Below are 14489 nucleotides of genomic sequence, written 5' to 3'. Positions count from 1 at the left end.
CAACTATTCCAGGTGATTCTCTCGCGTGCCGGAAGGCCGAGGCCACCGGCGAACTACACCCGCTCAGGACACCATACGCACGGCGTACGGCGTCATGCCGTCGTATCGGACGGGTGAAACTTTGACGACGTCACCCGATTGGGGCGCCTCGAGCATCTTGCCGTCGCCGAGATACAACGCGACGTGCTGGCTCGCGTTGGGACCGTAGAAGAGCATGTCGCCCCTCTTCATGTCCGAGGACGGCACCTGCTTGCCTGCCGTGTACTGGTAGCCGGTGTAATGCGGGAGCGAGATCCCGAGACCTGCGAACGCGTAGATCATGAGGCCGGAGCAGTCGAATCCGACCTTGTTGTAGTCGCCGTAACTGTCGGCGACGCCACCGTCGCGGATGCCCTTCGTCGGGCCGTTCTCGTCGCCGCCGCCCCACGAATACGGAACGCCGAGCTGCGACATACCGCGGTCGATCGCGAGCTCGATGGCGGCGCTTCCGGTGAGCGACGGGTTCGACTGGCCCGAACTGCGCGGCTTCTTCGGCGTCGGCGTCGCGGGGGTTCCCGAACTGCTGTCGGTGTCGGTGTCGGTGTCACCGATGCTGCTGGATTCGTCGTCGTCGATGTCGGTGTGGGCTCGCTGGCCGGCGGCAGCAGCCGCGGCAGCTGCTGCCGCCGCCTGGTTCGCTGCGACCCTCGCGGCGGCCTGAACAGCAGCTTCTCTCGCTGCGGCGGCCGCGGCGGCGATGGCGGCGTCTTCTGCAGCCTTCTGCTGCTCCCACGCCGAATACGCCGCACGCTGGCCTTGCAGACCGGCGACGTCGGACCGAGCCGCGTCGAGCTGCACCTGGGCAGCGTCACGCTGGCTCTCGATCGCGGCCTTCTGATCGGCCTGGGCCTGCAACGCGGCGCGGGCGACGGCGATCGCTTCTTCCGCTTCGGCCTTCTTGTTCTCGGCCTCGGCGGACGCGGCGTCGGCCTGCTGCTTGGATTCGCGCGCCGTCGACTCCTTGTTGGCCTCCTCGGCACGTGCACGCTGCAGACCGTCGAGCACCGCATTCTGGCTGTTCGACAACACCCGCAACACCTGCGCGCGGTCGAGGATGTCGTCCGGGCCCGTCGAACCGAGGAACGACGCGACCGACGCGACTCCCGAGCCCTGCGTGTAGCTCGACCGCGCGAATTCGTCGAATTTCAGCTGCGCGGCTTGAATTCGGCCACCGGCGTCGGCGAGAGCCTGTTGCGCCGTCGCCACTACCTGCGCCGCCAGATCCGCCGCGTCGCGAGCGTTCTGGAGGTCGACGAGCGCTTTGTTGACGTCCTCGCGCTTGATGGCGACGTCGTTGTCGAGCTGCGCCAACTGCTGGTTCGCGGCCGCAACCTGATTGATCAGGTCGCCGACCGCACCGAGCGACGAGTCGACGCGCGAGCCGGCTGCGGCGAGGTCCGAATCGGACGGGTTGGGAGGTGGCGGTGGAACTGCGGCTGCGGTACCGGACACTGCGCTCATCAGCGAAACGACCAGGCCGACCCCGACCAGTAGTCGAGCAGAACCCGAGAATGTCCTACGGCGAGTACTGCGGAATGCCCGTCGCCTCACAAATGTCTCCCTCGGTCCCGGCACTCGCGGCGTTCGATGAACGTCGTCGCCGGTCGAGCGGCCCGTCGCATCCACGTCGGATGCGTCTGCTCACTCGCCGAGCAGGAAGAAAGCACGCAGCAACACGACAGGTGCAGACCACGTCGGTCACACCCGAAGCATCGGTCGACCGTTTCCCCACGGATAGACCTCTGCCCTCTGCGACACTCCTTCCCCAGCAGTGCCAATGGCACCGTACGACACTTCGCCCACTAATGAAACTCCAGTCACAAAGAACACATTTGTAATTCGACCAGCGAAAACGCGCTGAACTCGGGTTATGACGAAAACAGTTCTTCGGTCTTTTTCCGGGGATCGTGACCCCGACACGACGAACGCCCCGACCGCGTGGTCGGGGCGCTGTTGTGAACGGCTGCTACCGGTCGACTGTCGGCCGCTGCTCGACCGACGTGTGCCGACGAACTTTGGCGACCGCAGTGGCCGCGGCTGCACCGGCGACGACGACCACGATGACGCCGGTCATCAGTGCCCACGGCGTCTGGTCTCCGGTCAGTGTGTCGACGAAGTTGTCCGCCGCCACGACGGGGTCACCGGTGTACGTGCGGTCCTGTCCGGCTTCCAGCACGACGCGCGAGACGGAATCGCTGAACGATCCGACCTGTCCCGGACTCAGCACGAGAACCGTGCCGCCGTCCTGCGCGCCCACGGCCGTCGCCAGATCTCGGAGCTGCGAATCGTGCGACGCGTTCTGTTCGACGACGACGATGCTCAGATCGATGCCGTTGTCCTCCGCGCGCTGGACCGCATCGAGCAAACCGTCTTCGACGGAAGCAGGTGCGCTCACTCCGGTCGCCTCGACCGCAGCCACGATCGAATCCACGTCGACGCCCGGCGGGATGTCCGCGGCAAGGGGAACGAAGGCCGCGAGCGGAGCAATGGCGTGGATCGGTTCAGGCATCTCTCGTCCAGTCGGATCTAGGAAAGGAATGTCGGGGGCGGAAGCGACCGCACCGCACAGACCATAGCGTCACGGGGCGTCTTCGAGTCGTCGGCCCGCCGGTCCACGCCGGAGAGACTGAGGCTGCCCTGCATTGCGAACCCACAGCAACTACACGAAAATCGACTCCGAACGGCAACCGTACGAACATGTAGGCTGCCCTTCGTTTCAACCGGACAAGCGTACTGTTAGACTCGAGAACGAGACGTTCACCCGCGCCAACCGGCCCGCGACGTACGCCTCGCTTCAACCGTCGACACAGCCCCGTCGGCGGTGTGCCTCATAGACGAGTGGAGCTGAAGTGACCGCCAGTAATGATTCATTCGGTGCAAAGGGCACCCTCGAAGTCGGAGAGAACTCGTACGAGATCTTCCGTCTGTCGGCCCTGCCCGGCGCCGAGAAGTTGCCCTACGCGCTGAAGGTCCTCGCGGAGAACCTCCTTCGCACCGAGGACGGTGCCAACATCACCGCCGACCACATTCGTTCGATCGCGTCGTGGGACCCGTCCGCGGACCCCAGCATCGAAATCCAGTTCACCCCTGCACGTGTCATCATGCAGGACTTCACCGGCGTTCCCTGCGTCGTCGACCTCGCCACCATGCGCGAAGCTGTGACGACCCTCGGCGGCGACCCGAACAAGGTCAACCCGCTGTCGCCCGCCGACATGGTCATCGACCACTCGGTCATCCTCGACGTCTTCGGCAAGGCCGACGCCCTTGAGCGCAACGTCGACCTCGAATACGAGCGCAACGGCGAGCGTTACCAGTTCCTGCGTTGGGGCCAGGGCGCGTTCGACGACTTCAAGGTCGTCCCCCCCGGCATGGGCATCGTCCACCAGGTCAACATCGAATACCTGGCACCGACGGTCATGACCCGCAAGGGCCAGGCCTACCCCGACACCTGTGTCGGCACCGACTCGCACACCACGATGGTCAACGGCCTCGGCGTGCTGGGCTGGGGCGTCGGCGGTATCGAGGCCGAGGCAGCCATGCTGGGCCAGCCCGTCTCGATGCTCATCCCCCGCGTCGTCGGGTTCAAGCTCTCCGGTGAGATCCAGCCGGGCGTCACCGCGACCGACGTCGTGCTGACCGCTACCGACATGCTGCGCAAGCACGGCGTGGTCGGCAAGTTCGTCGAGTTCTACGGCAAGGGCGTGGCCGAGGTTCCTCTGGCCAACCGCGCGACGCTGGGCAACATGAGCCCCGAATTCGGTTCCACCGCAGCGATCTTCCCGATCGACGACGAGACCATCAACTACCTGCGCCTCACCGGCCGCAGCGACGAGCAGATCGCTCTCGTCGAGGCGTACGCCAAGGAGCAGGGCCTCTGGCACGACCCGGACAACGAAGCCGAGTACTCCGAGTACATCGAGCTCGACCTCAGCACTGTCGTCCCCTCGATCGCAGGCCCGAAGCGTCCGCAGGACCGAATCCTGCTGTCGGACTCCAAGGTCGCGTTCCGCAAGGACATCCACAACTACGTGGAGGAGAACTACCCGGCCGAGCACACCCAGCTCGACGAGGCAGTCGAAGAGTCGTTCCCGGCGAGCGATCCGGCCGTGCTGTCCTTCGCCGACGACGGTGCCGTCGACGTTCAGTCGGCCGCCAACGGCTCCGAGGGTCGCCCGACCAAGCCGGTCAAGGTCGTCACCGACGAGGCCGGAGAGTTCGTTCTCGACCACGGCGCCGTGGTCGTCGCGGGTATCACCTCGTGCACCAACACCTCCAACCCGTCGGTCATGCTCGGAGCTGCGCTGCTCGCACGCAACGCCGTCGAGAAGGGTCTGTCGACCAAGCCGTGGGTCAAGACCAACATGGCTCCGGGCTCGCAGGTCGTCACCGACTACTACGAGAAGGCCGGCCTGTGGCCGTACCTCGAGAAGCTCGGCTACTACCTCGGCGGCTACGGATGCACCACGTGCATCGGCAACACCGGCCCGCTGCTCGAGCCGATCTCCAAGGCGATCAACGACAACGACCTGTCCGTCACCGCGGTTCTCTCCGGAAACCGTAACTTCGAGGGTCGCATCTCCCCCGACGTCAAGATGAACTACCTGGCTTCGCCTCCGTTGGTCATCGCGTACGGTCTCGCCGGAACGATGGACTTCGACTTCGAGAGCGACTCGCTCGGAACGGATCAGGACGGCAACCCCGTCTACCTGAAGGACATCTGGCCGTCCTCGCAGGAGATCGAGGAGACCATCCAGTCCGCGATCAGTCGGGACATGTTCAGCAAGTCCTACGAGACGATCTTCGCCGGCGACAGCCGTTGGCAGAACCTCGAGACGCCCGAGGGCGACACCTTCGCGTGGGACGAGAACTCGACGTACGTCCGCAAGGCTCCGTACTTCGACGGCATGACGATGGACCCGGCCCCCGTCGAGGACATCAAGGGTGCACGCGTTCTGGCACTGCTCGGCGACTCGGTCACCACCGACCACATCAGCCCGGCAGGCCCGATCAAGTCCGGTACCCCGGCCGCGCAGTACCTCGACGCGCACGGCGTCGAGCGCAAGGACTACAACTCCCTCGGCTCGCGTCGCGGTAACCACGAGGTGATGATTCGCGGAACGTTCGCGAACATCCGTCTGCGCAACCAGCTCCTCGACGACGTCTCGGGCGGTTACACCCGCGACTTCACGCAGGACGGCGGCCCGCAGGCGTTCATCTACGACGCGTCGCAGAACTACCAGGCAGCGGGCATCCCGCTCGTCGTGCTGGGTGGCAAGGAGTACGGCTCGGGATCGTCGCGTGACTGGGCCGCCAAGGGCACCCGTCTGCTCGGCGTCAAGGCCGTCATCACCGAGTCGTTCGAGCGCATCCACCGCTCGAACCTCATCGGCATGGGCGTTGTCCCGCTTCAGTTCCCGGCCGGTGAGAGCGCCGCGTCGCTGAAGCTCGACGGCACCGAGACGTTCGACATCGTCGGCATCGAGAAGCTGAACGAGGGCGTCACGCCGAAGACGATGGCCGTGACCGCCACGAAGGAAGACGGCACCAAGATCGAGTTCGACGCCGTCGTGCGCATCGATACCCCCGGTGAGGCGGACTACTACCGCAACGGTGGCATCCTGCAATACGTGCTGCGCAACATGATTCGCGGCTGATCGGTTCCTCGACCGCAGTAGTGATCTGCTCCGTCACGGCGATGGACCCGGAAGTGGCTTCTTCCGGGTCCATCGCCGTTCGGCGGAGATTTCATCGAGAGTAGGAACGACAAAGTGCCCAAGGTCAGTGAAGATCAGTTGGCCGCCAGACGAAGCGAGATACTCGACGGCGCCCGACGATGCTTCGGCGAGTTCGGCTACGAAGGCGCGACGGTACGGCGCTTGGAAGAGGCCACCGGGCTGTCGCGAGGGGCGATCTTCCACCATTTCAAGGACAAGGACGGCCTGTTCCTCGCGCTTGCGCAGGAGGATGCCCGACGCATGGCCGAGGTCGCGGCGAACCAGGGTCTCGTCCAGGTCATGAGAGACATGCTCGCCGAGCCCGATCGGTTCGAGTGGCTCGGAACCAGGTTGGAGATCGCGCGCCGACTGAGGACCGACCGCGAGTTCCGGGAGAGCTGGTCGGAACAGTCGGCCGAACTCACCGATGCGACTCTCGCCCGCCTCGAGCGGCAGAAGACCGCGGGCCGTCTACGCGACGACGTCCCGAAAGATGTGGTGCTCGAATACCTGGATCTGGTGCTGGACGGCCTCGTCGCGCGCATCGCGTCGGGACAGAACGGCAGCAACCTGTCCGCAGTTCTCGATCTCGTCGAGGAGTCCGTGCGGAAGTCGGACACGAACAACTAATCCGGCCGCGCGGACTTACGTCGGTTCGGACCACCGCGCGTACGCAGCGGTGTGTCCGACTCGGCCAACACCTTGTGCACGAATCCGTAGGAGCGACCGGTCTGCTCGGCGAGCGATCGAATGCTCGCACCCGACGCGTACCGGTCCACGAGCATCGCCCGCAGCCGATCACGCGAATCCCCGGTGATACGAGTGCCTTTCGTGTACTCGGCACCGACCGCGGACACAGCTCCCGCACGTGGATCACCGTTCGGGATGGTCCCTCGTGGTTGTGCGCGGCCCATGGCGTCCTCCAGTCAGCGAACCTCACTCACCGAAAACCCCCCGTGACTTCAGGGTAGAGGAGGTCACCGGACGCCATCGGAGAACAGCCGAATCGTCCGAAGCGACCGGTCAGGCCAGCTGAATGAGCTCCAGGTAGTCCTGAGACCAGTGATCCTCGGTACCGTCGGGCAGCAGGATCACACGCTCGGGCGAGAGCGCCTCGGCTGCACCCGGGTCGTGCGTCACGAGGACGACGGCACCCTTGTAGCTGCGCAGCGCGTCGAGAACCTGCTCTCGCGAGATCGGATCGAGGTTGTTGGTGGGCTCGTCGAGCAGCAGCACGTTGGCGGCCGACGACACCAGACCCGCCAGGGCGAGGCGAGTCTTCTCACCACCGGACAGCGTGCCTGCGGGCTGCTCCAACTGCGGGCCGGTGAACATGAACGCACCCAACAGCGACCTGAGCTCCTGCTCCCCCGTGTCCGGCGCCGCGTGTCGGATGTTCTCCCACACCGACGCGTTGTCGTCGAGGGTGTCGTGCTCCTGCGCGAAGTACCCGACGCGTAGACCGTGGCCGGGTTCCAGCTGACCGGAATCGGATTTCTCCGATCCGGCCAGGATGCGCAGGAGCGTCGTCTTGCCCGCACCGTTCAGTCCGAGCACGACGACGCGGCTGCCGCGGTCGATGGCGAGGTCGACACCGGCGAAGATCTCGAGCGATCCGTACATCTTCGTCAGGTTCGAGGCCATCAGCGGGGTCTTGCCGCACGGTGCCGGTTCGGGGAAGCGGATGTGGGCGACCTTGTCCGACACGCGCTCGGCATCGAGGTTGGCCAGCAACTTGTCGGCCCGCTTCGCCATGTTCTGTGCTGCAACGGCTTTCGTCGCCTTGGCGCCCATCTTGGCCGCCTGGGCGCGCAGCGCGCCCGCCTTCTTCTCGGCGTTGGCGCGCTCGCGGCGTCGACGCTGCTCGTCGGTCGCCCGGGCGTCGATGTACTTCTTCCAGTTCATGTTGTAGATGTCGGCCTCGCCGCGGACGGCGTCGAGGAACCAAACACGGTTGACGACGTCCCCCAGCAGTTCGACGTCGTGGCTGATCACGATCAGACCGCCCTCGTGGTTCTGCAGGAAGCTACGAAGCCAGTTGATCGAGTCCGCGTCGAGGTGGTTCGTCGGCTCGTCGAGCAGCAACGTGGTGGTGGATCGACCGCCGCTACCGTCGGACGCCGCGAACAGGATGCGCGCCAATTCCACGCGACGACGCTGACCACCCGACAATGTGCGCAGCGGCTGAGCCAGGATGCGGTCGGGCAGACCGAGACTGTTCGAGATGCGTGCGGCCTCGCTCTCCGCCTCGTACCCGCCCAGCGACGCGAACCGCTCTTCGAGGGAGCTGTATTTGCGCACGGCCTTGTCGAGGCGGTTGTCGTCGACGAGCTCGGCCATCAGAGCTTGCTGCTTCTCCATCTGGCGCAGCAGCGTGTCCAGGCCGCGAGCGGAGAGCACCCGGTCCTTGGCCAGGACGTCGAGGTCTCCTTCTTTCGGATCCTGCGGCAGGTACCCGAGCTCGCCCGTACGCACGACCTGGCCGGCGTACGGTTCGCCCTCGCCCGCCAGAATCCGGAGCGTGGTGGTCTTGCCTGCACCGTTACGGCCGACGAGACCGATCCTGTCACCTGCCTGGACGCGCAGTGCAGGTCCAGGGGCTGAGAGCAACGTGCGGACACCGGCACGAACTTCCAAGTCGGTGGCGGTGATCACGCATGAGCTCCTAGCGATAGCGGGCAGGTCCGAACGTCGACGCGATCGGCTTTGCTACGAATGGTGCCCGGACGGTGACCCGAGCAACCACTCATTTTAGCCGCTCCCGGAGTGTGCTCCCGCCACTATGGGCCGTGACCCCGGTAACGTCTGGCGCATGACCACCGCGAACACAGCAGACGAGAAGGACCTTGCCGGACGAGTTGCTCTGGTCACAGGGGCGAGTCGAGGCATCGGAAAGGCGATAGCGGCCGAGTTGCTCGCCCGCGGCGCCTCGGTCACGATCACCGCGCGAAAGCCGGAACCGCTGGCCGACGCGGCCCGCGACCTCGGCGCCGAGGCCGGCGACGCAGCGAGGGTGCACGCCGTACCGGGAAACGCGGGCGACGCGGATTCACGACGTGACGCGGTGACGCAGACGATCGAGCAGTTCGGCTCGATCGACATTCTCGTCAACAACACCGGCATCAACCCCGTGTACGGCTCGCTGATGGACGCCGACCTCGACGGCGTCAAGAAGATCTTCGACACCAACGTCGTCGCCACCCTCGGATTCGTGCAGGAGGCCTATCGCCAGTGGATGGGCGAGCACGGCGGGGCGGTCGTCAATCTCGCCAGCGTGGCAGGCCTTCGGTCCACCGGTGTGATCGCCGCCTACGGTGCGTCGAAAGCTGCGCTGATCCGGTTGACCGAAGAACTCGCCTGGCAGCTCGGCCCGTCGATTCGCGTCAACGCAGTCGCACCCGGCGTCGTGAAGACCAAGTTCGCGGAGGCGCTGGTCGCGGCGGGCGAGGACAAGGCCGCGGCGATGTACCCGATGAAGAGGCTCGGGACTCCCGAGGATGTCGCGTCGCTGGTCGGGTTCCTCGTGTCCGACGCGTCGTCGTGGATCACCGGCGAGACGATTCGCGTCGACGGCGGCCTGCTGGCAACCGGCGGGCTGTGAACGAGCCCGCACCGCACCGGCGATCGGCCGACCTCGTCGTCATCGGCATGGGGCCGGCAGGCCGGTCTCTGATGCACCGCGCCGAGGCGTCCGGCATCGATGTCCTGGGCATCGACGCGCATCCGAATCGAACGTGGACTCCCACCTATTCCGCGTGGGCGGACGAGCTACCGAGTTGGCTTCCTCTGTCCGTTGCGGCGTCGTCCACCACGCGGCCGGCGGCATGGACGACGCGCAGGCAGGCGATCGAGCGCACCTACTGCGTCCTGGACACGCCGGCGCTGCAGCGTGCTCTCGTCGTGGATCCCGCCAGGGTCGTCGCCGCCACCGCGACCGACGTGCGCTGCCATCAGGTGACGCTCGCAGACGGACGAGTCATCCACGGGCGCACCGTCGTCGACGCGCGGGGTTCGGTCGGAATGGCCGGCCTCGCGGAACAAACGGCATACGGCGTCGTCGTCGAGCGGCATGTGGGCGAGAAACTGCTCGAAGGTGAGGGCGCCTGGTTCATGGACTGGCGGTCCGACAACGGATCCGACCCCGCCGACACACCGAGCTTCCTCTACGCCGTCGCGCTCGACGAACACCGAATCCTGCTCGAGGAGACGTGCCTCGTCGGAGCGCCTGCGCTCACGTCGGATGTGTTGCGCGACAGGCTTGTCCAGCGCCTGAGCACACGCGGACTCGACCTGACCGGCGACGAAGCCGTCGAACGCGTGAAATTCGCGGTCCAGCCCCCTCCGCGCGACCGGGCGGATCGCGGGGTGCGGCGGTTCGGAGCACGCTCGGCGTCGATGCACCCGGCCACCGGATACAGCGTCGCCGCATCGCTCGCGACGACGGATGCATTCCTCGCCACGGTGACGAGCGGCCGCTCTGGACATTCGCCGTCCATCTGGGCCGTTCAACGTCTGCGCAACCTGGGCCTGCGGACGGCGCTGAATCTGGAGGCTCGTCAGATTCCGGATTTCTTCGCGAGTTTCTTCGAGTTGTCGGTACCCCTTCAGACGGCCTATCTGTCGGGCGGAAACGACCTGCGCGGCACGCTGGGCGCCATGATGCGCATGTTTCCGACGCTGCCCCCGAGTGCGCGGTTGGCGATCGCGAGAACGGTCGCCGGCAGATGAATCGGTCCCTTCGCTCGACACGGCTGTCGTTTCTCGGGAATCATGAACCCCATGCGTAGCATCTGGAAAGGATCGATCGCCTTCGGACTCGTCAACGTGCCGGTGAAGGTCTATTCGGCGACGGAGACCCACGACATCAGGTTCCACCAGGTGCACGCGAAGGACGGCGGCCGCATCAAGTACGACCGGGTGTGCTCCGAATGCGGAAAGTCGGTGCAGTTCGCCGACATCGACAAGGCGTACGACTCCCCCGACGGTGATCGGGTCGTCCTGACCGACGAGGACTTCGACAAACTACCGGCAGCGGAGAAGCACGAGATACCGGTGCTCGAATTCGTTCCGACCGATCAGATCGATCCGATTCTCTACGACAAGAGCTATTTTCTCGAGCCCGATTCGACGTCGCCGAAGGCCTACGTGCTGTTGAGGCAGACCCTTCTCGAAACCGAACGGACCGCGCTCGTGCACTTCACGCTGCGCCAGAAGACCAGGCTCGCCGCGCTGCGCGTCCGCGACGAGACACTGGTCATTCAAACTCTTCTGTGGCCCGACGAGGTGCGTGCAGCGGAGTTCCCGTCGCTCGACGACGCACCCGAGGCACGTCCGCAGGAAGTGAAGATGGCGACGTCGCTGGTGGAGAGCATGTCGTCGGACTTCGATCCGACCGAGTTCACCGACGACTACCAGATCGAACTCCGCAAGCTGCTCGACGACACCATCGCGAACGGTGGTGAAAAGGTCATCCACACCGAGGAAGAGACGTCCGACGACGGCGAGGACGCCGAGGTGGTCGACCTGGTCGCGGCACTGCAGCGCAGTGTCGAGGCCGCGGGCCGGAACGCCAAGAGTTCGTCCACGGAATCGTCCGGGAAGTCCGCCGCGAAGAAGGCACCTGCCAAGAAGGCAGCGGCGAAGAAGACACCCGCGAAGAAGGCCCCCGCCAAGAAGACGGCAGCGAAGAAAACTGCCGCCAAGAAGTCGTCCGGTGGCACGAGCGAGACGCGCAAGGGCGCCTGAGCAGAACGTAGTGGCAGAACGAAGAACGCTCCGCGTCATGTTTCCGACGCGGAGCGTTTCTCGTGCTGAGGTGAAGCGTTTCGATCGCTAGACGGTGAAGCCGAGTGCGCGGAGCTGCTCGCGTCCGTCCTCGGTGATCTTGTCCGGGCCCCACGGCGGCATCCAGACCCAGTTGATCTTCAGATCCGCGCACAGGCCGCTGCGCACGAGAGCACCGCGGGCCTGGTCCTCGATGACGTCCGTCAGCGGGCACGCCGCCGACGTCAGCGTCATGTCGATCGTGACGATCTCTTCGTCGTCGACCTTGATGTCGTAGACGAGGCCCAGGTCGACGACGTTGATGCCGAGCTCGGGGTCGACGACGTCGCGCATGGCTTCTTCGAGGTCCTCGAGAACCTTGATCTCTTCGGGGGTGAGCGGAGCAGCGGCGGTCGTGTCCTCTGCTGCTGTCTCGGGTGCTTGTGGTTCGGTCATGCCTGTCCTCCGGATCGAGCGGGAGCTTCTTCTACTATTCGAACAACCGCGTCCTTGAAAGCCATCCACCCGAGCAGCGCGCACTTGACGCGTGCGGGGTACTTCGACACTCCGGCGAATGCGATTCCGTCGCCCAGGACGTCCTCGTCACCCTCGACGCTACCCCGGCTTCCGACCATCTCGCCGAACGCGTCGACGATGCGCAGAGCCTCGGGGACCGCCAATCCGACGACCTGATCGGTGAGGACGGACGTCGCCGCCTGGCTGATGGAGCAGCCCTGACCGTCGTAGGACACGTCCGCGACGGTGCCCGCGTCGTCGATGTGCACGCGGAGAGTGACCTCGTCACCGCACGTCGGGTTGACGTGATGCACCTCGGCACCGAACGGCTCACGTAGGCCGCGGCCGTGCGGGTGTTTGTAGTGGTCCAGGATCACGTCCTGGTACATCTGTTCCATTCGCATCTCAGGCCACCTCACCGGTTCCGAAGAACCTCTGCGCTCGCTCGATGGCGGCGACCAGGGCATCGACTTCGTCGAGCGTGTTGTAGAGCGCGAACGACGCCCTGGCGGTGGCCGCGACCCCGAATCGACGATGCAGTGGCCACGCGCAGTGATGTCCGACGCGGATGGCGACGCCCTCGTCGTCGAGAATCTGACCGAGGTCGTGCGCGTGGATTCCGTCGACGACGAACGAGATGGCCGAACCCCGATCGACGTTGTCCGTCGGGCCGACGACCCGTACCCCGTCGAGTGCGGCGAACCGCTCCAAGGTCGCGCCGACCAAGCTGTGCTCGTGACCGGCGATGCGTGACATACCGATCTTGCCGAGGTAGTCGACCGCGGCACCGAGACCGACGACCTGCGACGTCATCGGCACGCCGGCCTCGAAACGCTGCGGCGGCGGCGCGTACGTGGTCTTCTCCATCGTCACGGTCTCGATCATCGACCCGCCGGTGATGAACGGCGGCATCGCGTCGAGCAAGGCGGCCTTGCCGTACAGGACGCCGACGCCGGACGGGCCGAGCATCTTGTGCCCGGAGAACGCCGCGTAGTCGACGTCGAGTGCATGGAAGTCGACGGTCATGTGCGGAACCGACTGGCACGCGTCGAGCACGACGAGCGCGCCGACGGCTCGAGCACGGCGAACCAGCTCGGCCACCGGTGCAACGGCACCGGTCACGTTCGACTGGTGAGTGAACGCGACGACCTTGACGGCGTCGGTCAGCTCGAGCGAATCGAGATCGATGCGTCCGTCGTCGGTGACGCCGTACCAGCGCAGTGTGGCACCCGTTCGACGCGCGAGTTCCTGCCACGGAACGAGGTTGGCGTGGTGCTCGAGTTCGGTGATCACGATCTCGTCACCGGGACCGACCCGGTGCTCGAACCGATCGTCTCCGAACACATGCGTGACGAGGTTCAACGACTCGGTGGCGTTCTTGGTGAACACCAACTCGTTCACGTCGGCGCCGACGAACGACGCGATGGCCGCGCGGGCACCTTCGTACGCGTCGGTTGCCTCTTCGGCCAGCTGATGCGCGCCGCGGTGAACCGCGGCGTTGCACGTCACCAGAAAGTCACGTTCGGCGTCGAGCACCTGTACCGGACGCTGCGATGTCGCGCCGGAATCGAGGTACACCAAAGGCTTGTCGTCGCGGACGGTTCGCCCGAGGATCGGAAAGTCGGCGCGAATCGTGTCGACGTCGAACGCATCGTCCTTCGAAGCCACCGGTGCCTCCGTCCTCACAATGTCGCGGTCTGCGTGAATCCTGCGTATCCGTTCGTCTCGAGCTCGTCGGCCAGCTCGGCGCCGCCCGACTGGACGACCTTGCCGCCGACGAACACATGCACGAAATCGGGCTTGATGTAGCGCAGGATTCGCGTGTAGTGCGTGATCAGCAGAACGCCGCCGTCCTCGCGCTCCCGGTAGGTGTTGACGCCCTCGGACACGACGCGCAGCGCGTCGACGTCCAAGCCGGAGTCGGTCTCGTCGAGGATCGCGATCTTCGGCTTGAGCAGACCGAGCTGCAGGATCTCGTGGCGCTTCTTCTCGCCACCGGAGAAGCCTTCGTTGACGCTGCGCTCGGCGAACTCTTCCTTGATCTCGAGTTCGCCCATGGCGGTCTTGACTTCCTTGACCCAGTGACGCAGCTTCGGCGCCTCGCCGCGGACCGCGGTCGCGGCGGTGCGCAGGAAGTTCGACATCGAGACGCCGGGCACCTCGACCGGGTACTGCATCGCCAGGAAGAGTCCTGCGCGAGCCCGCTCGTCGACGGACATCTCGAGCACGTCTTCACCGTCGAGGGTGATGCTGCCCGACGTCACGGTGTACTTGGGGTGGCCGGCGATCGCGTACGACAGCGTCGACTTGCCGGATCCGTTCGGACCCATGATCGCGTGGGTCTCGCCGGACTTCACGGTCAGATCGACGCCCTTGAGGATGTCGATGGACGGGGCGGTCGGATCCGACTGCGCGACGCTGACGTGCAGGTCGCGGATTTCGAGCGTGGACATCTGT

General features: G+C 65.6%; 13 protein-coding genes. 5 read left to right on the top strand and 8 right to left on the bottom strand.

Annotated elements, in window-relative coordinates:
• Positions 1 to 63: 63 nt before the first annotated feature.
• Both HQ354_RS02830 and HQ354_RS02825 read right to left on the bottom strand, forming a co-directional pair.
• A complete protein-coding gene (locus HQ354_RS02830; protein WP_374107284.1) occupies positions 64 to 1590 on the bottom strand; it encodes an NlpC/P60 family protein in 1527 nt (508 codons plus the stop codon).
• A 415-nt stretch (positions 1591 to 2005) separates the two neighbouring features.
• Positions 2006 to 2548, bottom strand: coding sequence for a DUF6676 family protein (locus tag HQ354_RS02825; protein ID WP_222634119.1), 543 nt, complete (start codon positions 2546 to 2548; stop codon positions 2006 to 2008).
• 340 nt (positions 2549 to 2888) lie between these two features.
• Here HQ354_RS02825 and acnA point away from each other — a divergent pair, with 340 nt between their 5' ends.
• The gene (acnA, locus tag HQ354_RS02820; protein WP_068424217.1) at positions 2889 to 5693 is read left to right on the top strand and encodes an aconitate hydratase AcnA; all 2805 of its coding nucleotides are present in this window, start codon (positions 2889 to 2891) and stop codon (positions 5691 to 5693) included.
• Positions 5694 to 5807: 114 nt separating this feature from the next.
• The gene (locus tag HQ354_RS02815) at positions 5808 to 6383 is read left to right on the top strand and encodes a TetR/AcrR family transcriptional regulator (RefSeq protein ID WP_068424218.1); all 576 of its coding nucleotides are present in this window, start codon (positions 5808 to 5810) and stop codon (positions 6381 to 6383) included.
• Here HQ354_RS02815 and HQ354_RS02810 read toward each other — a convergent pair.
• Together HQ354_RS02810 and HQ354_RS02805 are read right to left on the bottom strand one after the other, a co-directional pair.
• Entirely contained in the window at positions 6380 to 6667 is a 288-nt protein-coding gene (locus HQ354_RS02810) for a helix-turn-helix domain-containing protein (RefSeq protein WP_222634118.1), read from the bottom strand. The genes HQ354_RS02815 and HQ354_RS02810 overlap by 4 nt on opposite strands.
• A 109-nt stretch (positions 6668 to 6776) precedes the next feature.
• Positions 6777 to 8408 (bottom strand): ABC-F family ATP-binding cassette domain-containing protein, encoded by a 1632-nt coding sequence (locus HQ354_RS02805; protein WP_068424222.1) that lies wholly within the window; start codon positions 8406 to 8408, stop codon positions 6777 to 6779.
• A 157-nt stretch (positions 8409 to 8565) separates the two neighbouring features.
• On the opposite strand from HQ354_RS02805, the gene HQ354_RS02800 reads away from it, so the two are divergent.
• The 3 genes from HQ354_RS02800 to HQ354_RS02790 are packed head-to-tail and all read left to right on the top strand — an operon-like array spanning position 8566 to position 11498.
• On the top strand, positions 8566 to 9354 hold the full coding sequence (locus HQ354_RS02800) for an SDR family oxidoreductase (protein WP_068424224.1): 789 nt from the start codon (positions 8566 to 8568) through the stop codon (positions 9352 to 9354).
• Positions 9351 to 10481 (top strand): lycopene cyclase family protein, encoded by a 1131-nt coding sequence (locus HQ354_RS02795; protein ID WP_254303474.1) that lies wholly within the window; start codon positions 9351 to 9353, stop codon positions 10479 to 10481. Before HQ354_RS02800 ends, HQ354_RS02795 begins: the two co-directional genes overlap by 4 nt.
• 51 nt (positions 10482 to 10532) lie before the next feature.
• The gene (locus tag HQ354_RS02790; RefSeq protein WP_068424230.1) at positions 10533 to 11498 is read left to right on the top strand and encodes a Ku protein; all 966 of its coding nucleotides are present in this window, start codon (positions 10533 to 10535) and stop codon (positions 11496 to 11498) included.
• 87 nt (positions 11499 to 11585) lie between these two features.
• Here HQ354_RS02790 and HQ354_RS02785 read toward each other — a convergent pair whose 3' ends face one another.
• The 4 genes from HQ354_RS02785 to sufC are packed head-to-tail and all read right to left on the bottom strand — an operon-like array spanning position 11586 to position 14485.
• Positions 11586 to 11972, bottom strand: coding sequence for a metal-sulfur cluster assembly factor (locus tag HQ354_RS02785; RefSeq protein ID WP_068424231.1), 387 nt, complete (start codon positions 11970 to 11972; stop codon positions 11586 to 11588).
• Entirely contained in the window at positions 11969 to 12436 is a 468-nt protein-coding gene (gene sufU / locus HQ354_RS02780; RefSeq protein ID WP_068424232.1) for a Fe-S cluster assembly sulfur transfer protein SufU, read from the bottom strand. The genes HQ354_RS02785 and sufU overlap by 4 nt, the downstream gene beginning before the upstream one ends.
• Position 12437: 1 nt before the next feature.
• The gene (locus HQ354_RS02775) at positions 12438 to 13700 is read right to left on the bottom strand and encodes a cysteine desulfurase (protein ID WP_068425920.1); all 1263 of its coding nucleotides are present in this window, start codon (positions 13698 to 13700) and stop codon (positions 12438 to 12440) included.
• 14 nt (positions 13701 to 13714) lie between these two features.
• Positions 13715 to 14485: a Fe-S cluster assembly ATPase SufC gene (gene sufC, locus HQ354_RS02770; protein ID WP_068424234.1), complete on the bottom strand. Its 771-nt coding sequence runs from the start codon at positions 14483 to 14485 to the stop codon at positions 13715 to 13717.
• Between the last annotated feature and the right edge of the window lie 4 nt (positions 14486 to 14489).

Source organism: Rhodococcus sp. BP-261 (assembly GCF_019835205.1).
Taxonomy (GTDB): domain Bacteria; phylum Actinomycetota; class Actinomycetes; order Mycobacteriales; family Mycobacteriaceae; genus Rhodococcoides; species Rhodococcoides kyotonensis_B.
The sequence above is the reverse complement of the archived record's forward strand: the minus strand, read 5'-3'. Positions and strand labels throughout refer to the sequence as shown.